Source organism: Nocardia sienata NBRC 100364, assembly GCF_001613205.1.
GTDB classification, from domain to species: Bacteria; Actinomycetota; Actinomycetes; order Mycobacteriales; family Mycobacteriaceae; genus Nocardia; species Nocardia sienata.
The window spans coordinates 198,566-219,606 of record NZ_BDBX01000005.1; the positions used below are offsets into that span (position 1 = coordinate 198,566).

Genomic DNA, 21,041 nt, shown 5'->3' on the forward strand with positions numbered 1-21,041 from the left:
CTCATGCCTTCCGAGTCGAGAGTTTGGGTGTGCGGACACCGGCGGCGGTCCCGCCGTCGACCAGCAGATCGATACCGGTGACATAGCTGCTGTCGGCGGTCGCCAGGAAGGCGATCACCACCGCCACCTCGTCGGGCGAGCCGCGGCGCCGCATCGGAATACTGCGGACGTATGTCTCCATATCGTCGGCGGCGAAACCGGGCGCCGAGGTGATCTCGGTGGTGATACTGCCGGGACAGACCGAATTGACCCGGATACCGTGCTCGGCCAATTCCAGCGCCGCGACCTTCGTCAGTGCCCGGACACCGGATTTCGCCGCGCCGTAGGCGCCGAGCTCGGCGGTCGCCAGGACACCGCGCAACGATGAGATGGTCACGATGGTGCCCCCGCCGGTCATGGCCGCCGCGGCGGTCCGCAATCCGAGGAACGTACCGACCAGATGCTGGTCGATCATCCGGCGGAACTGCGCGAGCGTCGTCTGCGCCAAGGGCGCCTTCAGCGCGGTCCCGGCACTGTTCACCAGTACGTTCATCGGGTGTCCGGCCTGCTCCATCGCGGTCGCCACGGCGTGCCAGTCGCCCTCGTCGGTGACGTCCAGATGGTGGTAGTGGGCCCGGGGGCCGAGCGCCAGCGCCCGCTTCCGGCCCGCGATATCGTCCACGTCGGTGAGGTAGACGGTCGCGCCCCTGGCGGCGAACAGTTCGGCGGTCGCCCCGCCGATCCCACCGGAGGCCCCGGTCACCAGCACGTGGGTGCCCTGCAGGGGTTCGGCCCTGTTGTCCATGCCTGTCCTTCGTCGGTCGGTGTGAATCGGAGCCCGATCAGCTCTGGAAACGCCGCGCCCATTCCTGCGAGTACTCGGTGACCTTGTCCGGGGTGAGGTCGGCGGTGTCCGGAGCGGCGATCTCCTGCGCCTGCACGACCGCGCCCGGGATATCCGGCAGTGCCGCGGCATATCCGTCGTTGAGGGCGGTCTGGCCCTCGCGGGTCGTCATGAAGTCGACCAGGACCTGCGCCGCGTTCGGATGCGGCGCGACACTCAGCGCGTGGGTGTACCACGGTGTGCCCCAGGGCTGCGGCGGCAGCGCCCAATCGACCGGGGCGCCGGCGGCCACCTCGGTGACCAGCGGCTGCACCGACGGGGTGGCCACGATCTCACCGGAGGTGAGCGCCTGGGCGATACCGAGCGCGCTCGGATAGATGCGCGGTTTCAACTCGGCGATCCGGTCCCAGTAGTCCTCGCCGTAGGTCCGCGCGTAGAAGCGGTAGAGATCGACATAGGACGCGATGCCGGTGGGGTTGACGATGCCGATCTTGCCCCGGTATTTCGGATCGAGCAGGTCCTGCGGGGTGCGCAGACCGCCCGGTACCGCGGCGGTGTTCCAGCCGAGCGCGAAGACGGCCGCACTGCTCAGCGCGAACCGGTTCCCCAGCACACTGGTTTCCGGCCGGTACTCCGGCGCCTGCAGATGGGGGCCGACGAGATCGGCCGAATAACTGCCCGATCGAGCGGCATTGGCGACCCAGGTCGCATCGGTGAGCATATGGACGTCCGCCGTGCCGCGCCCGGTGCGGTTCTCCGTTTCCACCCGCGGGTTGATATCGGCGTCGGTACCGCGCACGAATTCCAGGTCTATGCGGGGGTACTTCGTTTCGAACGCCTTCTCCAGCCGTTCCAGGTTGGCGGGTTTCTGGCTCGAGTAGAGCAGAACGCTGCTCTCTTTCTCGGCGGCCGCCTCGACGTCGGACCAGGCGCCCGATACGGGTCCGGTGGTGCCCGGGCTCGACCCGCACGCCGTGAGAACCGAAATGACAGCGAGGGCCGTCGCGGCCGCCGTGGCCTTGAACAACAACTTCATGGTGCGAATACCCACATCCCGCGAACTGAACTGATGTCAGTTTGAAACTATGTCATACCCATTGTGGTGTCAATCACTGTGTGGCAATAATATGAAGTGAATCCAGTTCAAGGAGGAACCGTGAGCTCCCCTCATATGTCGTCCCCGCTGCGGATCGGCTCCCTGACGCTGCGCAACCGTCTCGTGGCCACCGCGCACGGGTCCGGGGCGGTCAGCGCGGGTACGGCCCAGCCCGGCGACGAGGACTACTGGCGGCGCTGCGCGGCGGGCGGCGCTGCCATGGTGATCGCCGGCGGCACCGTGGTCGGCTCGGAATCGGGCAACCGCACCGGCAATATCACCGACGCCTCCGATCCCGCGGGGCTGCCCGGACTGCGCCGGCGCGCCCGCGCCATCACCGAGGAAGGCGCGGTGGCGGTCTGTCAACTGGTCCATTTGGGACGCGAAACGCTGGGCGCGGAGATCTGGGAGCACCCGGTGGCGCCCTCGCCCGTTCGCTCCCCCCGCGAACCGGTGCGGGCGCGCGTACTGTCCGACGACGATATCGACGCGCTCGTCGACGCCTTCGTGCTCAGTTCCCGGCACGCCGCGAAGGCGGGATTCGCCGCGGTGGAACTGCACGCCGCGCACGGATACCTGCTGGCCCAGTTCCTGTCCGCGGCCTCGAACACCCGACCGGACGCGGGCACCCTCACCGGACGCGCCGCGATACTGCACCGGCTGCACACCGCGATCACCGCGGCGTGCCCGGAACTCGTACTCGGCGTGCGTGTCTCGATCGACGGCGCCGAAGAGGCCGGGATGGACACCGACGGCCTCTGCGAACTGCTGCCGCTGCTGGGCATGTTCGACTACATCAATGTGACGGTGGGCGTTCGTACCACCTACGTCCGCGATATGGCGACCGCCGGTCCCCCGCTGCTCCCGGAACTGCACCGGTTACGCGCGGCCACCGACCGGCCGCTGCTGGTCTCCCAGGCGTTCCGGTCCCGGGTGGATATCGAGGCTGCGCTCGCCGCGGGTGCCGACCTGGTCGGCATGGCGCGGCCCTTCGTCGCCGACCCCGATATCGCACGGAAGCTGCTGCGCGGCGACGACAGCCGGATCCGCCCGTGTGTTTCCTGCAACGAGGACTGCCGGTCGTTCACCCCGGTCCTGCTCTGCTCGGTGAACCCGGACCTGGCGCCGCCCGGGCAGTCGGCCCGCCCGGCTCGGCCGTTGCGGTTCGGTCCGGCACCGGACCGGGGGCCGCGGGTGGCGATCGTCGGCGCCGGGCCGGCGGGATTGGAAGCCGCCTTCCGGTTGGCCCCGACCCACACCGTCACCGTCTTCGAGGCGACCCGCTGGATCGGTGGCCAGTTGCGCACCGCGGCGCAGGCGCCGAACCGGACCGGCTGGTCGGCGCTGCTGCGCTACTACCAGGACAATCTCGGCGGCGCCGCGCTGGAACTGGGCTACCGTGCGCGACCTGCGGATCTCGCCGGATACGACGAGGTGATCGTGGCGACCGGCGCCACCGAAACCGCGACCCCCGGCACCGCGACGACCACCGCGGCCCTGATCGATCCCTGGCAGATATGGCCCGGTGACCGGGTGGTGGTCGTCGACGACGGTTTCGGCTACTGGCCCGCCCTCGGCGTGGTGGAGGCCGCCCTCGCGGGCGGCGCGAGCCAGGTCACCGTACTCGTCCCCGGACCGGCCGTCGCCGCGAGCATCCCGACGGAGAGCAGGGTCCAGTTGCGGCGGCGCCTGGCGGGCCGCCCGGTGGAGTTCGTCGTCGAGGCCGCGGTGTCGGAGGTGAGGCGGCAGGAGTCGCAGACCGTGGTGGCCTACCGGAATCTTCTCTCCGGCCGTATGTCCGAACTGACCTGCGACCGAGTAATGGTCGCGGGTGAGCGACAGGCCACCGACTGGCAGTCGTTCACGCAGGAGTCGGCGCACGCCCGGGTCCAGATCATCGGCGACGCGGTGGTGCCCCGGCGGGTCTCCCATGCGATCGCCGAGGGCCGTGCCGCCGCGACGGCCGTGCTCGGCAGCGGCAGCCGCTCCCGCGTCCGGGCCGGGTGACCGGCGCCGGAGCCGACCCCGCCCCAGGCACTTCCGGAAATCGGACGCGTCCGGCCGTCCGAAACCACCTGCCGGAGCCGCTACCCCAGGACAACCGAAATGATGAGGTACCCATGCGAAAAACCCTGCGAGCGCACGTACTGAGAACAGCCGCCATAGTCGGCTCCCTCGCCTTGGCCCTGGCGGGCTGCGGCGGGACCGGCGAGGTCTCCCGGCCGGTCGCCGGCACCTGGGAGGAGGTGGTCGCCGCGGCGAACACCGAAGGCGCGGTCACCATCTACTCCACCCAGGCCCAGCCGGTGCTCACGGACCTGGAGAAGGCGTTCGAAACCGCTTATCCGCAGATCGATCTCACCGTGGTGCGGGGTGTCGATGCCGACCTGCTCTCCCGGATCGACGCGGAATCGCGAACCGGAAAGGGCGCCGGCGATATCGCGGTCATCACCGATGTGTCCTGGATGCAGCAGGCCGCGGGCACCGATGCCGCCGTGGAGGTGGTCGGGCCCGCGTTCGACGCGCCCGAATACCGCCGGGCGGACAGCGTCATCGAGGGGAAGTTCTTCCTCGAGGGCGCGGTGATCCTGGGCTTCGGCTGGAACACCGCCGCCTATCCCAAGGGCATCCGCACCGCGCAGGATCTGCTGGACCCCGCCCTGAAAGGCAAGGTCGGCATCGTCACCCCGGCCACCTCACCGACCTATATCGACTACTACGACCACATCGAGGAGAACTACGGCGGACGGGATTTCCTGCGGCAGCTCGCGCGGAACAATCCGCGGATCTACCCGAGCAGCCAACCCCTGGGACAGGCCCTGGCCTCCGGAGAGATCGTGGCGGCGCTCATGTGCAATCCGATGCTGCCCGAACGGGCCGCGGGAGCACCGGTCGCCTGGACCGAGGGCCCGCACGTATGGGGTGCGAGATGGTACGGGCTGGCGCTCGGCTCGGCGCCGCACCCCAACGCCGCCCAGGTGCTCGCCGATTTCATGGTGAGCCGGCTGGGCCAGCAGGCGACCTCACCCGGCTACGGCGCCGTGCTGCCCGATATCGACGGGGCGCTGGCGGTCGCGCAGGACGTCCCCGACCAGAACCTCGAGGTCACGATCGGCGAAGGCGCCGAACGCTATCGCAACGAGTGGGAGGGCATCTTCCAGTGACCGGCGATGCGCGAACGGGGGACGAGGAGAAGACCATGGCGGCACAGTTCGGCGACAAGGTGGCCCTGGTGACCGGAGCGGGTTCGGGCATCGGCGCCGCCACCGCCCGCCTGCTCGCCCGGCGGGGGGCCCGAGCGGTCTACCTGTGCGATATCGACCGGCAGGCGGCGGGGCGTATCGCAGCCGATATCCCCGGCGCGACCGCGATCGAACTGGACGTGGCCGAGTCGGCCCAGGTGGACAGCGCCTTCGCCACCGCGCTCGGCGACCACGGCCGCGTCGATGTGGTGGTCCACGCGGCGGGTGTCGACGATCCGCACAGCAAACAGCGGATCTACGAGGCGGCCGAACAGCGCCGACCCGCCGATGTTCTCACCCATCTCGGCGACGAGCAGTGGCGGCGGATCCTCTCGGTGAATCTGGACGGCACCTTCTATGTGCTGCGCGCGGCGGTCCGGGCGATGAAGGAGACCGGCGGCGGTGCGATCGTCACCGTGGGATCGTCGGCGGCCTTCGACACGCTCACCGGATACCCGCACTACGCGGCCTCGAAGGCGGGCGTGCACGCGCTGAGCCAGTCGGTGGCCAAGGAGGCCGCGCATTTCGGGATCCGGGTGAACACCGTGGCGCCCGGCCCGGTGGATACCGGAATGGCGGCCCGGACCCCGGCGCATCTGCGTGCGGCCATGGCCGACGGCGCCCCACGCGGCTACGCGACCGCCGCGGAACTGGCCGACAACATCCTGTACCTCGCCTCCGCCGGGGCCGCCAATGTCATCGGCGCCGTGCTGCTCAGCAATGGCGGCAGGTTCACGGTATGAGCCGGCCGGGCCCGGATCGACGGCGGGCGCCGACCCGCGAAACGAGCGACAAGGAAACACGTATGCGGACAATCGACACAGATGTACTGGTGATCGGCGCGGGAATGGCCGGCCTCACCGCTGCCACCCGATCCCTCGACCGGGGACGCTCGGTCGTGGTGGTGGAGAAGGCCGATGCGGTCGGCGGGTCGGCACGATACGCCGGCTACGCCTGGACCGCGCCCACCCGCGCGGTGATGGACGAGGTGAACCCGGACGGCGATCCGGCACTGCGCCACGCGCTGGTCGACGGGTTCCCCGCGGCCCTCGCGTGGGTCCGCGCGCTCGGGGTGCAGTGCGGTGATCCGGTCCCCGTGCTCCGGTACGGGATCGGGCACCAATTCGACACCAACCAGTACATCGACGAATGCCGGCGCCGGATCACCGCCGCCGCGCAATTGTTCACCGGCACCGAGACCGTCCGGCTGCTCACCGACGGCGAGGCCGTGACCGGGGCACGGGTCCGGGGCCCGGACGGGATCGAACTCGAGATCCACTGCACCGCAGTCATACTCGCCACCGGCGGCTTCCAGGCCGATGCCGAACTAGTCGCCGAGAACATCCATCCGCAGGCACCGGCCATGCAGTTGCGCTCCAATCCGGCGAGCGCCGGAGACGGACTGCGGCTGGCCACCGGGGTCGGTGCCGCCACCGGTACGCCGAACTCCGGGTTCTACGGGCACCTGGTGCCGACGCAGGTTCCGTTCCGCGACCCCGCCGATTTCGTGGCACTGTCGCTGTACTACAGCGAACACGCCCTGCTGTTCAACCTGGACAGCCGGCGTTTCACCGACGAAACCCTGGGCGACCACTTGACCGCCATGCGGTTGCTCGAACAGCCGCAGGCCCGGGGGCTGCTCGTCGCCGACGAACGGGTCTACCGTGACCGGGTGCTCGGCAGCTATGTCGAAGGCGCGGTGGCGGTCGACAAATTCGATCTCACCCGGCGCCGCGAGGGGCGTTGCGGCATCGCCGAGACCCTCGACGATTTCGCCTACCTGCCGGAGGAATGGGGTTACGACGGGGCCGCCATCGCCGAACAGATCCGTGCGGTGAACGCCGCCGGGGACACGGTGGCCCCCACCCGCACCTATGACGCACAGCCGCTGGACCGGGGCCCCTACTACATCATCGAAACCTGTCCGGCGCTGACCTTCCCGTTCCACGGGATCCGCATCGACGCCGCCGCCCGGGTGCTCTCCACCGCGGGCGACCCGATCGACGGTCTGTACGCGGCGGGGTCCGATATCGGCGGTCTCTACGACAACGCGTACGCGGGCGGTATCGCACCGGCACTCGTCTTCGGCCTCGCCGCGGCCGATACCGCGGCAGACCGGCCGGTCGCGGTCTGAGCGCAGTCCCGAGCGCTTTCGGTACACGACTTTCGGAGTAGGGGCGGAGGGCACCGGTCACCCCAGTCGCCGGGCGCCCCGCCCCGCTCCGCGCCCGCGGTGGCGGCCCGCGGGCTCACCACTGCAGTCCGAGCGGCCGGTCGGGTGCGACGCGGCACCGAGGGCTCGGCCGTAGCCGGTTTCCCTACGCCCGTCGCGTAGGAGACCAGAGGCCTGCCGCGGTCCCTTCCGCCATATGTTCCCGATAGGTGCCGACCTTGTCGCGAATAATGCGGAGACTCGCGCCGAGCTCGGCTATCTTGGCCTCGACCGACTGCTGGTGCTCCTCGAGCAACGCCAACCGCTGCGCCTCGTTCCCCGGCCCGGACCGGACCAGTTCGGCGAATTTCTGCACGGTCGCGATCGGCATACCCGAGTCGCGCAGCCGTTTGCACAGCAGCAGCCATTCCACATCGGCGGTGTCGTAGACCCGACGCCCGCCCGCCGTACGCGGAATCGGCCGCAGGAAGAGCTTCTCCCGTTCGAAGAAACGCAATGCGTGTATCCCCAGCCCGGTCGCCTTCGCCACATCTCCGATGGACAGTTCGCTCATACACCGACTCTCATGGCTTGACCTAGATCGCGCTCTAGACCCTAGCGTTCGTCCGATGACCACGACACAGCACAAGCTCGGCTCCGGGTTCGGCCCCCACAGCACCGCGGATGACGTCCTGGCAGGTCTCGATCTCACCGGCCGCAACGCCTTGATCACCGGCGGATACTCGGGTCTCGGACTGGCGGCCACCACCGCACTCGCCCGGGCGGGAGCACAGGTGATCGTGCCCGCGCGCCGACCCGCGGTGGCCGCCACGGCCCTCCGGGACGTCCCGCGCACGCAGGTGCTGCCACTGGATCTGGCCGACCCGGACAACATACGGGGTTTCGCCGAGCAGTTCCGGGAGAAAGGTCCGGTACTCGATATCGTGATCGGTAACGCGGGCGTGATGGCCTATCCGGTCCAGCACATCGGGCCCGGGTGGGAGGCACATTTCGCCATCAACCATCTCGGCCACTTCGCGCTGATCACCGCGCTGCGGCCCGCGTTCGCCCGGACCGGCGCGCGAGTGGTCTCGGTATCGTCGTCCGGGCATTTCCTCTCCGGTATCCGCTGGGACGATCCGCATTTCCTGCACGACTACGATCACTGGGCCGCGTACGGACAGTCCAAAACCGCCAACGCACTGTTCGCTGTGCACCTCGACGAGCTCGGCGCGACCGATGGACTGCACGCCTTCGCGGTACACCCGGGTAGTATCCTCACCCCGCTGCAGCGGCGTATTCCCCGGTCCGAGCAGCTCGCCCAGGGCTGGCTCACCGACGACGGCCGTATCGCCCCGGGTTTCAAGACCCCGGCGCAGGGAGCGGCCACCGCGGTGTGGGCCGCCACCTCACCGCTGTTACACGGCCGCGGCGGCGCGTACTGCCAGGACTGCGATATCGCCGAAGCGGCCCTCGACGACGATATGCTCGTCGGCGGCGTCAAGCCGTGGGCAACCGACCGGGACGCCGCGGCCCGGCTGTGGACGCTGTCGGTCGAACTCACCGGGGTGGACGGGTTCGGCGGTTCCCCGGCCCGGTACCGATGAGACCGGGCGCGGGTGCCGGTCGAGTTCGCTCCCGGCCGGTACTGTGCCGGCTATGGCCGATACGAGTGGACCACCCGATACCGCCGAACCGTTGGATGCGCGGTCGGAGGTCGAACGGGTCCACTCGCTGCTGGCCACCTGGCTCGGCACACCCGCGTCTCCTCAGGTGCTGGACGGATTCGCCGACGCTCAGCACGACGATTTCTCGATGGTGACGGTCGCGGGCGCGGTAGTGCGGAAAACCGAACTGCTCGCGGGCCTGCACCGGGCCCGCAACAGTCGCCCGGGCCTGGTCATCGAAGTGTCGGATGTCGAGACAGTCTGCGCCTCGGCCGATCTCACCGTGGTGCGCTTCGTGGAAGAGCACCGCGACGGCGACACCAGGCAGTACCGGCGGACGACCGCGGTACTGCGCGCCGACCCGGACGAGAACCGGTACCGCTGGCTGACCGTTCACGAAACCGCGCTCGGACCGGGCGAGATCGAGCGTTCCCGCCCCTGACCGGCACCCCGCCCGGGTGCGCCGGAATTCCCGGCCCCGCCCGGCCGCCGGAAGGCCGGAACTCACACGGACAAGTAGGCGTCGACCCCGGCGGCGGCGAGGGTGACGACCGTGGCGGCGGCGACCGCCAGGTGGGTGCGCCGATAGTGTGTGGTCAGGACGGCTACGAACTCGCGCAGGAAAGCGGCGGGGATGAAGTAGCGCGCGGTGCGGGCGCCGACGACATGGGCCCGGATGCCGAGCCGGCGGGTCAGCGCCGCGGTGCGGAGTACATGGAAGTTACTGGTGACGACCGTGATCAGGCATTCGGCGGTGTCGAGACCGTGCCGATGGAGCAGGTCCACGGTGTTGCGCAGATTCTCCTCGGTATTGCGTGAGCCGCGTTCCCGCAGGATCGACGTCTCGGCGATGCCGGCTGCGACGAGGTAGGCGGCCATCGCGTCGGCCTCACTGAGTGTCTCGTCGCTGCCCCTCCCCCCGGAGGTGACGAGGACCGGCGTGCGCCCGCTCACCGTTTCGGCACGATAGACCTGGATCGCGCGGTTCAAGCGGGCCGCGAGCAGAGGAGTGACACGGTTGCGGTTCAGGCCGCAGCCCAGGACCACCACGGCATCCGCGCCCGTCTCGTCGGGGATTTTGCCGTAGAGCACGGCGTGCCCGGCGAAGGCGAGCAGATGTGCCAGCAGGTAGACGCCCACGAGGGTGGCCGTGGCGGCGACGAGCATCAGCCAGTGCGGTACGGCGGGTCCGCGCCGTAGGGCGAGCAATGCCGCGAGAGGCAGCACGAGGAGACCGAGTCCCACCACCACGGGGGTCATGGTGATCGGTCGCACCCCTTCGCGCCGGGCGACGGTGATGCCGTTCGTGAGCAGCCCGAGGCCTACTACGATCACACCCAGCGAGAAGAGTGCGCCCAGGAGCACCGAAACCGATTGCGGGCCGGACGGGTCGGCCAGCCGCGCGGCCGCGGCTCCCGCACCGGCGAGGACCAGCGCTACCGCCGCGAGCAGGAAGAAACCCGTGGACAACCGGCGAGGCTCCCGGCCGAGCCGGGTAGCGCCGAACACCCCCGCCGCCCAACCCGCCACGAGCAATACCGCAGGATCCACTCTCTCCTCCTCCACCGTTACGGTCGAAACTGCCGCTACTCCGGCCGGATACCCGAAAAGTTGCCCGACGTTCGCCTCGGCGCGGAGTAGGTAAGGCTCCATACGGATGTGGCTCGTCCCGAGACGCTCGCCCGGCTGATCATCCGGCCGCACGACACGTTCGGGCGGGCAAAACCATCACGGCGCGGGAACTCACCCGCCGTTTCCGGAGTCACGGAGCTTCGACACCCAGGAGATCTGCATCGTGCCGACACAGCCCGTGGTCCGGCCGCGAGAGACCGACTTCTTCCGGAGCCGCAGGGCGCGGAAGACGCTCGGTGGTCCGCGCACCCCCGTATGCTGCCCGCAGTACGAAGCCCGCCGCCATGTTCCCGGAACCCGCTCGCCGGAACGGATCCGGGTGCGTGCGGCGAGACGGAGGGATGTGGTCCATGCGGTGCTACAGCGCAATAGTGCGCCAGGTGTTGCCGGTGGTGGTGTCCGTACTGATGGTGGCCGGGGCCGCCGGGTCCGCAGCCGCGGACCCGGCGATCCCCGACCTCGGGCCGGCCGGAACCTCGCTGATCCACGGCGATCTCGCGTCCAGCGACAGTACCGGGCATCCCGGTCCCGGGCCGGACGGCCGGCTCGCCGCCTCCTCGGTACCGGGTGGGGCCTGCAGCGCCACGTTCGTCGCGTCCGACGGTATGGCGGTGGCGCTGTGCACCGGCTACGCCGGACTCACCCCACCGGGCGTCGCCGTGCCGACGGTGAAACTCTTCGACCCGGTCTCCGCGGCCCCCGTCGCCTCACTGCAGCTGGCGAAAGGCGGTCTGCTGGGTGGGGTGTACGGCTATCTCGACAGCCGCGACCACGTGGTCGTCGCCGACGGGTCGGGCGCGATAGTCGAGGTCGGGCACCGGCGCGCCGCCGGTGGCCGCTGGGAGTTGTTCGTCGACGAGCGGGTCGACATCGCGGACAGCATTCCGGCCGGCGACGCGATCACCGGTGTGGCGCCCGACTACGCGGGCCGCATCTGGTTCGCCACCACCGGCGGGGTGATCGGCACTGTCGACCCCACCGGCCGCGCGACGGCGACCCGCCTGCCCGAGGGCGAGAAACTCACCAACGGGCTGAGCGTGCGCCGGGACGGTACCTCGGTCCTCACCACCCGCGCGCTCTACGAGATGCGGGCCGGGGACTCCGGTGTGCCCGAGGTGGTCTGGCGGCAGCCCTACGCGGCGGGCATGATCCGCAAACCCGGTCAGCTCGGGCCCGGATCCGGTACCACACCGACCTATTTCGGCCCCGGCGGTGACGAATGGGTGGCAATCGTCGATGGTGCCGAACGCCCGGATCTGCTCGTCTACCGGGCCGACGACGGAACGCAGGTGTGCCGGACCCCGGCCTTCGGAACCTCCGGACAGGGCACCGAGAACTCACCGATGGCCTGGGGAAATTCCCTGGTGATCCCCAGCACCTACGGGTTCGGCTATCCACCGGCTGCGACATCCGGCCCCAGCGACCCACCGAATGCGGTGTTCACCGGCGGTATGACCCGCATCGATGTCTCGGAGACCGGGTGCCGCCGGATCTGGGAGACCGGGGACCGGATGGCCTCGCTGCCCCGGCTGTCGCGCGCGGACGGCCTGATCTACGGACTCTCCTACGGGCCGCTTCCGCCCGGCGGCGGGATCCAGCAGGTGGGTCCGGTGTACTACACGGCGGTGGATTTCGGCACCGGTGAGCTGCGGGCGCACCGGCCGGTGGGTATCGCGCCGCTGGACGAAACCCTGCAGCTCACCGGGACCATCGGTCCCGATCGTTCATACTGGCAGGCCACCGTCGGACGGATGCTGCGCATCGCTCCCTGAGTACGCCCCCGCGCAGAACGATCGGATCCGCCGAGCTGGATGGCCCCCTGACAGGGCCGACGGTGCCGGAGGGGCGGGTACCCGCGGACGCCGGCTCGATGGGTGCCCGAGCAGAGGTTCAGCAGCGGTGAGCGGCCCACACGGTCACGGTGAACAACGCGACGCCGAGAGCCGCCAGACCCGCGCCGACCAGCGCCGGCGCCGTATAGCCGTAACCGGCCGCGATCACCAGGCCGCCCAGCCAGGCGCCGGCGGCATTGGCGATGTTCAGGGCCGCGTGGTTGAGCGCCGCGGCCAGGGTCTGCGCGTCGGCGGCCACATCCATCAGCCGGGTCTGCAGTCCGGGCGCCAACGCGGCGCCCGTGGCACCCACCAGAAGGGCACCGATTCCGGCGGTGATGGGGTTGTGCGCCGCGGCGACGAAGCCGAGCAGCACGACCGTCATGGCGCCCAGGGCCACGAAGATCGAGCGGTCCACCCCGCGATCGGCGAGCACCCCGCCACCGATATTGCCCAGCACCATGCCGACACCGAAGAGCGCGAGCACCAGCGGCACCAGGCCCGCTCCCATACCCGCGACATCGGTGAGGGTGGTGCTCACATACGTGTAGACGGCGAACATGCCGCCGAAGCCGATGGCGCCCACCGCGAGGGTGAGCAGGACCTGCGGCCGGCGCAGCGCACCGAGTTCGGTGAGTGGATTGGTGGTCACGATCGCCGTCAGCGGCGGGACGAAACGCAGCAGCGCGGCCACCGTGGCCACCCCGATCACGGCGACCACCACGAAAGCACTGCGCCACCCGAGATGCTGCCCCAGCCAGGTCGCCGCCGGGACACCGACCACATTCGCGGTACTCAACCCGAGCATCACCGCGGCCACGGCCTTGGCGCGCTGCCCGGCCGGGGCCAGGGTCGCGGCCGCCAGCGAGGCCACACCGAAATAGGCGCCGTGCGGGAGCCCGGAGACGAACCGGGCGGCGACCATGGTGGCGAAGTTCGGCGCGAGTGCCGAGGCGAGATTGCCGATCGCGAAGGCCGCCATGAGGACCACCAGCAGCCGCTTACGCGCCACCTTCGCGCAGGCGGCCGCGATCACCGGCGCACCGACCACCACCCCGAGCGCATAGGCGGAGACCGCGTGCCCGGCGGTCGGCTCGGAGACCGCGAAAGCACCGGCGATATCGGGGAGCAGCCCCATCGTGACGAATTCGGTGGTGCCGATACCGAAGCCGCCGAGCGCAAGGGCCAGCATCGCCGGTAGATGCCAGCCGGTGCGGGGAGGGACAGCGACAGCTGTGCTCGCCGTGGTGGTAGCGGTGGAAGTCACGCTTTCGTGCAACAGGCGACCTGCGGCGAGGTTTCCGTACACCGCTGTGAGTTGGGGCACCCGGGCCCGGCACAAGTGACCGGTATGTCCGGTATGAACGGCGTAATTCGAGGTGAGACGCCCGACGGCCGCCGAGTCCCGGCACACGGAATCAGCGATCATCTCGCGTGCGGCGCCGGATGATCGTGGTCACGACCGCTGGTCCCGCCGCCGGCCTGCTCGCCTTCGTGGCCGCCGCCACGCTCATCCGTCGAGTCGTCGGGCCCGGCGTGCTGTTCACCGTCGGGCTCGGCCGCCGGGGCCATCGGCCTCGTCCGGCCAGAGACAATCCGGGCAGAGACAAGAGGAAGGCACTGACCACCACTGGCGCCGCGGTCGGCGATACCGGGTCGGTGCCGGGCCGCGGCAACTCGGAGATACCATCGCCGGGACCGTACGTCGGCGAGCCGGCGGTACACGCGATACGTGACCCCGCGGACGCCGTCCGGGCGGGGCAGGATCCCGGATCGAGGACTATGGATGGGCGATACGCAGATCCGTGACAGGCACCTTTCCGGACTCCGGGGCCGGATACCGATCCGCGAGTATCTTCCCGCCGCACCGGACCCGGCGGCCCCGTCGCTGCTGTGGATCCACGGTGGAGCGTTTGTCTCGGGCGGGCTCGACCAGCTGGAATCACATGCGGTGGCCCTGCGGGTCGCCGCGTCCGGGCGCCGGGTACGCACCGTCGACTACGCGCTGGTCCCCCGGTTCCGGGTGTGGGGCCCGCCGAGGTACCACCCGTCGGACAACCGGTATCCGGCGCCGCTCGACGATGTACTCACCGCGGTCGCGGACCTGATGACCGACGAGCCCCGGACCGTGCTCGGGGGCGCCAGCGCGGGCGCCTGCCTCGCCGCATCCGCCGCGCTGCGGCTACGCGACTCGAGTGGGCCGGGACCGGCCGGGCTGATCCTGGCCTATGCCACCCTGCACGCCGAACTCCCCCCGCTCCCGGAACCGGTGCGCGCCCGGCTGCGCGGACGGCGTCGGATCGGCACTTTCACCCCGGAGGTCATCCGGCGGATGAATCTCAACTATGTGGGCTCGGAAGAACTGCTGCGCGATCCCGACGTCTTCCCGGGTGGAGCCAAGCTGACCGGACTGCCGCCGGTCCTGCTGCTCGACGCCGCCTACGACTCGTTGAGCGCGTCGAGTACCACCTTCGCCGGGGAACTCACCGAGGCCGGGATCGAGACCGAGCACGTGATCGTGCCCGGTACACGGCACGGTTTCCTCAACCGGCCCAGGTCCGCCGGATTCCGGCACGGGACCGAGACCCTGGTGCGCTGGCTCGATCGGCTGACCTAGTGCTGCGACCGGCTCCTTCATCGAACCGGCCGCAACACCGTGCTCAGCGGGCGGCCGCCGCTGTCTGCCCTTCGGCCGGATGGACACCGTACTGATCGGTTTCCATCAGATGCGCGATATCGCGGCCGGCGGGGGTCATGGTCAGGTTCGACCTGGTCTCGATGAGAAACGCGCGGTAGCCGGGCTGCACATCCTCTTCGGGTCCCTGGTGCAGCAGCCCCTTGGGCGTCCAGGTGACGGTCCCGGGCGTATCGACCGAGCCCCACGGCGAGGGCCCCATGGCGTAGCAGATGACCTCGTCGAAGTCGGCGTTGTGATGGACCGGCGGGCGGGTACTGCGCCGGCTACCGGTGCCGAAGACGAAATCGTTGCCCGAGGTGCTGCTCATGAGCCGCGCCGGGGCGAGACCTCCCTCCGCGACGGCGAGGCCCTGCACATGCTCGAGGTTGAACCGGACGACGAGCGGGGCGCCGAGTACGTCGAGGCACGGAATGGGATCGACATCGTAGAAATACGACGTGAAGGTATCGCCGGTGCGGACGACCACCTCGTATTCGTCTGCTACCGGTAGCCCGGGGCGGCCGTGCGGCGTGGGCCGGTCCAGGTGCAGATCGGGATTGAAGGTGCCGGGCGCGCCTTCGGGGTCGAGGTGGAGTTCGGAGGCGGTGACCACGATGAACTCGTTGATCTCCTCGGCGATCTCGCCCCACCGGTAGGTGACCGCGCGCGGAATCAGCACGATATCCCCGGCCCGTACGTCGAGTGTGCCCACCTCGGTGTCGAGTTCACCGCGCCCGGACACGATGTAGTGCAGTTCGTCGGACCGGACATTGACGTAACCGAAGGACATCGCGGTCGAGCGCCGGTTCAGCTCGAAGCCGATGCCCTCACCCTCGAGAATCGGGACCGGTAGGGCTTTCGGCTCGGCGAAAACAGCGGCGGGTAGATCCCAGGTGTGGAAGCGCCGCGGCACGTATTCGCCACGGGCGTGCAGGAAACGGGGCCGGTACTGGGCGCGCACGATGGTCGTGTTCGGACCGGCGAAACCGTTGCGGGAGAAAAGCTCGATGTTGGGCGCCAGGACTTCGTCCGGCATGCAGCACCTCCGAAACTTGTTGTGCCCCAGATCCTAGACCCGCACCGATCCCCGCGCGCACTTTTGCGAACTCACCTTTGCCCAGGTATCTGTCACCGAAAGTACACTCGCAGTGACGATTCCGGGTCAGCGCTGGAACGGCGGTACCGGCAGATCGTCGCCGAAGATCTCCGGCAGATCGCGGGCCACACTGTCGGGATACCGCGCGGGCCGCTTCTCCAGGAACGACGACACGCCTTCCTTGGCATCGGCGCTGGCACCCCGGCTGTGGATGCCACGCGACTCGACCCGGTGCGCGATCATCGGGTGATCGGCGCCCAGCCCGCGCCACAGCATCTGCCGCGACAGCGCCACCGAAACCGGAGCGGAATGCTCGGTGATCCGGCGCGCCAGCGCATAGGCCTGTTCGAGCAGGCTCTCCGCCGGATACAGCCCGTAGAACAGTCCGGCCTCGTGCGCCTCGGCCGCATCGACAAGCCGACCCGAATACACCCAGTCCAGCGCCTTCTGCATGGACACCAGGCGCGGCAGAAACCAGCTGGAACAGGATTCCGGGACGATACCGCGCCGGTTGAACACGAAACCGATCCGGGCGTTGTCGGCCGCCAGCCGGAAATCGGCCGCCAGCGTCATGGTGATGCCCACCCCGACGGCGGGCCCGTTGATCGCGGCGATGATGGGTTTGCGGGATTCGAATATCCGCAGCACCAGTTCCCCGCCACCGTCGCGGAAGTCCCCGGTCGCCGCGTCCTCGGGGGCGACGAAGGTTTCCGCGCCGGCGGACAGGTCCGCGCCGGCGCAGAAGGCGCGTCCGGCCCCGGTGAGCACCACCGCGCGTACCGCGTCGTCGCGGTCGCAGGTGTCGAACGCCTCGATCAGCTCGTAGCCCATCGCCGTGGTGAAGGCGTTGAGTTTGTCGGGCGATCGAGGGTGATGGTGGCGACGGAGTCGGAGATATCGAGGCGAATAGCGGCCATACGGGACAGCATGCCATCTGTGTCCCGGATACGGATCGGTTCACCGGGCGGTCGCGCACCGTACAAGTATTTCCGCCGCATCCGCCGGCGGGTGGCCGCGCCGCCAGATGGCACGGAACTGCCTGGTCAGAACTACCGAATCGGCCAGCGCGACCTGATGCAACGCACCGGCGGCCAGTTCCGGCGCGGCGACCAGAGTACTGAGCACCGCCGGCGCCATCCCGCTGCGCGCGGCCGCGACGATGGCGACCGCCGAGCCGAGTTCGGCAGCGGGCGGTGCCGGCGGACTGTAGGAGCTCAGAATCTCCTGGACCGTTTCCCGGGTCCCGGACCCGGACTCGCGCCACAGCAGCGGGGTCGCCGCCAGCTCGCGCAGGCTCACCGGATGGGTACGAGCGGCCCACGGATGCGTGGGCCCCACCACCACCAGCAGTTCGTCCGCGCCGAGCACGCGTCCGCCGAGATCGGCTGGCGGGTGCGGGCCCTCGACGAATCCGATATCGGCCGCACCCGCACGCACCATGGCCTCCACCTGGGCCGTGTTGTCGACCTCCAGTGACACCGCGATATCCGGACGGACCCCGCGCAGATCGGCCAGCCACTGTGGTATCCGGTGGTCGGCAATCGTTTTGGAGGCCGCGATGCGCAGGCGGGGAGTATCGGCGGCATGCAGGGCGGCGACGGTCTCGTTGAACGTCCGGGCCGCGTCGAGCACCGTGCGCGCCTGATCGACCACGGCGCGACCTGGTTCGGTGAGCGTGGAACCGGTGGGGCCCCGGTCGAGCAACCGTAACCGCAATCGCCGCTCGAGGGCACTGATCCGCATACTCGCGGCGGGCTGGGTCATTCCGTGCCGCCGGGCCGCGGCGCCGAGGCTGCCGGTATCCGCCACGGAGACCAGCAGGTCGAGCACCGCGAGGTCCGGGGTGGTGGGCGGCAGGGTCACGACATCGATTATGGATCGCCGGTCATCAGGTTTTCTTATGAGGTCCTCCGGAATCGGCGGCTACCGGCGCGCGCCGACGTTCAGCAAGGTCACAGGGGTGAACGAGGTGTATCGCAGGTTTCCGGGCCTGATACTGGCGGCCGCGCTGGCGACCGTGGCCACCGCACTGGCCGTTGCCGTCCCGCTCGCGGGAGCGCCGGTACTGGCGCTGGCCTGCGGGGCGGCCCTGGGTGGGCGGGTCGCACAGTCGGACCGGTTCGGCCCCGGGGTGGACTGGGCACGGCAGCATCTGCTGGGCGTCGCGATCGTCCTGATGGGCCTCGGGCTGCCCCTGGACGCGGTGCTCACCGTCGGCCGGGAAACCGCCGTGGTGCTGCTGGGCACACTGGGTGTAGCGGCCGTGACCGCGGTCGTGGTGGGCCGGCTGCTGGCGCTGCACCGCGAATCGGCGGTATTGATCGCGGCGGGGTCCGCCATCTGCGGCGCGTCCGCGATCGCCGCCGCCACCGCGGTCCTGAAACCGGCCCGCGAACGGGTGGCCTACGCGCTCGGCACCATTTTCGTCTTCAATATCGCCGCGGTGCTGGTGTATCCGCCGCTCGGCCGACTGCTGGGTATGTCGGAGCGGGCGTTCGGACTGTGGGCGGGCACCGCGGTCAACGACACCTCCTCGGTGCTTGCCGCGGGTATCGCCTTCGGCCCGGCGGCGGCGAGTTTCGCGGTGATCGTGAAACTGGTGCGCAGCCTGATGATCGTCCCGCTGTGTCTCGGCCTGCACCTGTCCGCCCGCCGCACCGCACCGTCGGCACCGCGCGCTCCGCTGTGGCGCAGCGTCCCGCCGTTCGTCGTGCTGTTCGTCGCGGCATCGATCGTCGCCGGGCTCGGCGTGCTGCCGGTCGGCTGGACCGACCGGCTCGCCGGACTCAGTTCCTGGCTCGTGGCCGCGGTCCTCGCCGCGATCGGCACCTCGCTCACCTGGCAGCGGCTGCGCGCGGCCGGACCGCGCCCGCTGCTGTTCGGTGGCATTCTGGCCGTGACGCTCGCGGTGTCCGCGCTGGCACTGCAGTACGCGACGGGATGGCGATGAGATACGCCGCGACGGCCGGCCGTTCCGTCGCCCGGAACGGCCGGCCGAGTGATCCGGATCCGGCCGGCCTAGGGCGTACTGGGCCGGCAGGCCGGATGTTCCGGCGGGCACGGCGACAGAATGGTCGAGAAGTACTGGAAGGCGGCGAACACGGCGACCGGGCCGCCGATGAGGAAGGCACCGATGATCCCGCCCGCGGCGCCGAGCGTCGCCGCGCCCGCCACGCAACCGCCGATGGTGGCCCCGACGAACGGCACCAGCAGCAGGGCGATCGGGCTGGACACCAGCGCGCCGGTCGCGGCGCCCAGGACACAGCCGAGGCTGCCGCCGAGCACCGCGCCGATCGCTCCGGCGATGGCGGCGCTCATGGTCGCGCGCTGGGTGAACACGCCCAGCGCCTGCAGGTCTCGTGGAGTGAACTGCTCGGCGATCTCCTTACCCGCCTGCTCGGGGGTGATCACCGGCGCGTGCACCGGCGCCACCGGAACGCCGCCGTCGCGCTGCGGGGTGAGCACCGCGGTGCCGCCCTCGATCCGGGCCGCGATCGGGTAGGCGAGATCGTCCTTGCGGTAGGTCAGCGGGACCGTGGTCAGCGGTGTGTCGTCGACGGCCTTCAGGATCAGCTGGTCACCCGCCAGCTGCCATTTCCCGTTCGTGTCCACCACCGCGGAGGCGCCCTCCTGGGTGATCTCGTAGGTGAGTTCCCGCGGTACGGGCGCGGGCTGGGCGTAGGCCGGGGCGGCCGCCGCGCCGAGGGAGGCCACCGCTATCGCGGCCGTCGCTACGCTGGTTCGGAATTTCATGGTGTGTCCTCATCAGTTGATCGAGGCGGGCCGCCGGCACCGGATCGCGCCGCGGACGTATCGGTGGGCGAGGTTCACCGGCCCGCGGTGTCGACGAGATCGCCGGCGAGCACCCAACGGTCGCCTTCGAACCGCTGGATCCGCATGGCCTCCAGGGGGAATCCGTCGCCGCCGCCGGTGCGCAGGGTGATTCCGGGCAGCAGCAGATCGATCGCGACATCGTTGAGCGAACGCATGGCGTCGCGCAGTCCCTCGCGGGTCTTGCAGGACGCGGCGTCGAAGGTCTTGTGGAAACTCTGGGCCATGGCCCAGCCCACGAGGGTGTAACCGTCGGCGGGGTCGGCGCCGGGCCGGTACCGCGCCACCTTGTCCCGGTACAGCTTCATCCCGGGATCGCCGGCCCACTGCGGATCGGCCGGGTCCTTCACGAACACCGAGGTGACGACGTTCTGCACATTCGGGAAACCGACCGGGGCGAGCACGCTCATGGTGCTGGAGACCTGGGTGAGGATGTGCAGCGGATTCCATTCGGGATTGCGCGCGTCGGCCGCCAGGGTCTGGGCGGCGAACTGCGTTTGAGCGTGCCGAAAGGCAGTCCGGCCGCGGGATGGTCGGCGACCTCGTGCAACTCGAGGCGTTCGAGCAGGCCGTCCACCTGGGCACGTAATCGGCGCTCCTCGGAGCGGACGGCCGGGAGGAAGAGACCGGCGCCGAGGAAACCCGCGCGGGCACGGTGATGTGCACCGACGAGCACGTTGTCCCGCACAGACATACGGGTGAACAGCCCCAGGTTCTGGAAGGTGCGGGCGATGCCGAGGCCGGCCAGGAGGTCGGGGCGCACGGTCAGCAGATCGGTGCCCCGATAGCTCACGGTTCCGGATGTCGGGGCGCAACGCCTGGTCAGGCAGTTGAACAGGGTGGTCTTTCCGGCGCCGTTGGGGCCGATGAGGCCCAGCATCGCCCCGGTGTCCACGACGAATCCGACATCGTCGAGGGCTGTGACACCGCCGAATCGGACGGTGAGGCCGAATATGTCGAGCACGGTTCCTCCGGAAGATGTGAGCGTGAGCG

Annotated in this window: 19 protein-coding genes and 1 pseudogene; 9 read left to right on the forward strand and 11 right to left on the reverse strand. The window is 69.9% G+C overall.

Annotation, left to right across the window (positions count from 1 at the left end):
• Position 1 precedes the first annotated feature (1 nt).
• Together NS4_RS06520 and NS4_RS06525 are read right to left on the reverse strand one after the other, a co-directional pair.
• Positions 2 to 784 (reverse strand): SDR family NAD(P)-dependent oxidoreductase, encoded by a 783-nt coding sequence (locus NS4_RS06520; protein WP_063058580.1) that lies wholly within the window; start codon positions 782 to 784, stop codon positions 2 to 4.
• Between the two features lie 37 nt (positions 785 to 821).
• Positions 822 to 1,859: an ABC transporter substrate-binding protein gene (locus NS4_RS06525; RefSeq protein ID WP_063058581.1), complete on the reverse strand. Its 1,038-nt coding sequence runs from the start codon at positions 1,857 to 1,859 to the stop codon at positions 822 to 824.
• 120 nt (positions 1,860 to 1,979) lie between these two features.
• Here NS4_RS06525 and NS4_RS06530 point away from each other — a divergent pair, with 120 nt between their 5' ends.
• From NS4_RS06530 to NS4_RS06545, 4 genes are all read left to right on the forward strand, one after another.
• Positions 1,980 to 3,926 carry an oxidoreductase gene (locus NS4_RS06530; protein WP_063058582.1) on the forward strand — a complete coding sequence of 649 codons (1,947 nt, stop codon included), beginning with the start codon at positions 1,980 to 1,982 and terminating at the stop codon, positions 3,924 to 3,926.
• A gap of 113 nt (positions 3,927 to 4,039) precedes the next feature.
• The gene (locus tag NS4_RS06535) at positions 4,040 to 5,083 is read left to right on the forward strand and encodes an extracellular solute-binding protein (RefSeq protein WP_157105919.1); all 1,044 of its coding nucleotides are present in this window, start codon (positions 4,040 to 4,042) and stop codon (positions 5,081 to 5,083) included.
• 35 nt (positions 5,084 to 5,118) lie between these two features.
• Positions 5,119 to 5,904, forward strand: coding sequence for an SDR family NAD(P)-dependent oxidoreductase (locus NS4_RS06540; RefSeq protein ID WP_063058668.1), 786 nt, complete (start codon positions 5,119 to 5,121; stop codon positions 5,902 to 5,904).
• 62 nt (positions 5,905 to 5,966) lie between these two features.
• Complete coding sequence (locus tag NS4_RS06545; protein WP_063058583.1) at positions 5,967 to 7,295, forward strand: FAD-dependent oxidoreductase; 1,329 nt, start codon at positions 5,967 to 5,969, stop codon at positions 7,293 to 7,295.
• A 184-nt stretch (positions 7,296 to 7,479) separates the two neighbouring features.
• On the opposite strand, the gene NS4_RS06550 is transcribed toward NS4_RS06545, so the two are convergent.
• Positions 7,480 to 7,887, reverse strand: coding sequence for a MerR family transcriptional regulator (locus NS4_RS06550; RefSeq protein ID WP_063058584.1), 408 nt, complete (start codon positions 7,885 to 7,887; stop codon positions 7,480 to 7,482).
• A 55-nt stretch (positions 7,888 to 7,942) separates the two neighbouring features.
• On the opposite strand from NS4_RS06550, the gene NS4_RS06555 reads away from it, so the two are divergent.
• Both NS4_RS06555 and NS4_RS06560 read left to right on the forward strand, forming a co-directional pair.
• A complete protein-coding gene (locus NS4_RS06555; protein WP_063058585.1) occupies positions 7,943 to 8,920 on the forward strand; it encodes an oxidoreductase in 978 nt (325 codons plus the stop codon).
• A gap of 52 nt (positions 8,921 to 8,972) precedes the next feature.
• The gene (locus NS4_RS06560) at positions 8,973 to 9,422 is read left to right on the forward strand and encodes a hypothetical protein (protein WP_063058586.1); all 450 of its coding nucleotides are present in this window, start codon (positions 8,973 to 8,975) and stop codon (positions 9,420 to 9,422) included.
• A gap of 62 nt (positions 9,423 to 9,484) precedes the next feature.
• Here NS4_RS06560 and NS4_RS06565 read toward each other — a convergent pair whose 3' ends face one another.
• Positions 9,485 to 10,531, reverse strand: coding sequence for a YdcF family protein (locus NS4_RS06565; protein ID WP_063058587.1), 1,047 nt, complete (start codon positions 10,529 to 10,531; stop codon positions 9,485 to 9,487).
• Between the two features lie 431 nt (positions 10,532 to 10,962).
• On the opposite strand from NS4_RS06565, the gene NS4_RS06570 reads away from it, so the two are divergent.
• Complete coding sequence (locus tag NS4_RS06570; protein ID WP_063058670.1) at positions 10,963 to 12,384, forward strand: hypothetical protein; 1,422 nt, start codon at positions 10,963 to 10,965, stop codon at positions 12,382 to 12,384.
• A 118-nt stretch (positions 12,385 to 12,502) separates the two neighbouring features.
• Here NS4_RS06570 and NS4_RS06575 read toward each other — a convergent pair whose 3' ends face one another.
• The gene (locus tag NS4_RS06575; protein WP_439955761.1) at positions 12,503 to 13,711 is read right to left on the reverse strand and encodes an MFS transporter; all 1,209 of its coding nucleotides are present in this window, start codon (positions 13,709 to 13,711) and stop codon (positions 12,503 to 12,505) included.
• A 519-nt stretch (positions 13,712 to 14,230) separates the two neighbouring features.
• Here NS4_RS06575 and NS4_RS06585 point away from each other — a divergent pair.
• Positions 14,231 to 15,061 (forward strand): alpha/beta hydrolase, encoded by an 831-nt coding sequence (locus NS4_RS06585; protein WP_063058590.1) that lies wholly within the window; start codon positions 14,231 to 14,233, stop codon positions 15,059 to 15,061.
• A gap of 43 nt (positions 15,062 to 15,104) precedes the next feature.
• Here the strand turns inward: NS4_RS06585 and NS4_RS06590 are convergent, their stop codons facing one another.
• From NS4_RS06590 to NS4_RS06600, 3 genes and pseudogenes are all read right to left on the reverse strand, one after another.
• The gene (locus NS4_RS06590; RefSeq protein WP_063058591.1) at positions 15,105 to 16,157 is read right to left on the reverse strand and encodes a hypothetical protein; all 1,053 of its coding nucleotides are present in this window, start codon (positions 16,155 to 16,157) and stop codon (positions 15,105 to 15,107) included.
• Positions 16,158 to 16,283: 126 nt separating this feature from the next.
• Positions 16,284 to 17,134, reverse strand: a pseudogene (locus tag NS4_RS06595) (crotonase/enoyl-CoA hydratase family protein).
• A 40-nt stretch (positions 17,135 to 17,174) separates the two neighbouring features.
• Positions 17,175 to 18,080: a LysR family transcriptional regulator gene (locus NS4_RS06600; protein WP_063058592.1), complete on the reverse strand. Its 906-nt coding sequence runs from the start codon at positions 18,078 to 18,080 to the stop codon at positions 17,175 to 17,177.
• Between the two features lie 37 nt (positions 18,081 to 18,117).
• Between NS4_RS06600 and NS4_RS06605 the strand changes: the two genes are divergently transcribed.
• Positions 18,118 to 19,167: a YeiH family protein gene (locus tag NS4_RS06605; RefSeq protein WP_084486919.1), complete on the forward strand. Its 1,050-nt coding sequence runs from the start codon at positions 18,118 to 18,120 to the stop codon at positions 19,165 to 19,167.
• A gap of 68 nt (positions 19,168 to 19,235) precedes the next feature.
• Here NS4_RS06605 and NS4_RS06610 read toward each other — a convergent pair whose 3' ends face one another.
• The 3 genes from NS4_RS06610 to NS4_RS06620 form a co-directional block, all read right to left on the reverse strand.
• Complete coding sequence (locus NS4_RS06610; protein ID WP_063058593.1) at positions 19,236 to 19,970, reverse strand: DUF8020 domain-containing protein; 735 nt, start codon at positions 19,968 to 19,970, stop codon at positions 19,236 to 19,238.
• Positions 19,971 to 20,044: 74 nt separating this feature from the next.
• Positions 20,045 to 20,458, reverse strand: coding sequence for a type 1 periplasmic-binding domain-containing protein (locus NS4_RS06615; RefSeq protein ID WP_063058594.1), 414 nt, complete (start codon positions 20,456 to 20,458; stop codon positions 20,045 to 20,047).
• Positions 20,455 to 21,012, reverse strand: a complete 558-nt coding sequence (locus NS4_RS06620; protein WP_084486921.1) for an ABC transporter ATP-binding protein — start codon at positions 21,010 to 21,012, stop codon at positions 20,455 to 20,457. The genes NS4_RS06615 and NS4_RS06620 overlap by 4 nt, the downstream gene beginning before the upstream one ends.
• Positions 21,013 to 21,041 lie beyond the last annotated feature (29 nt).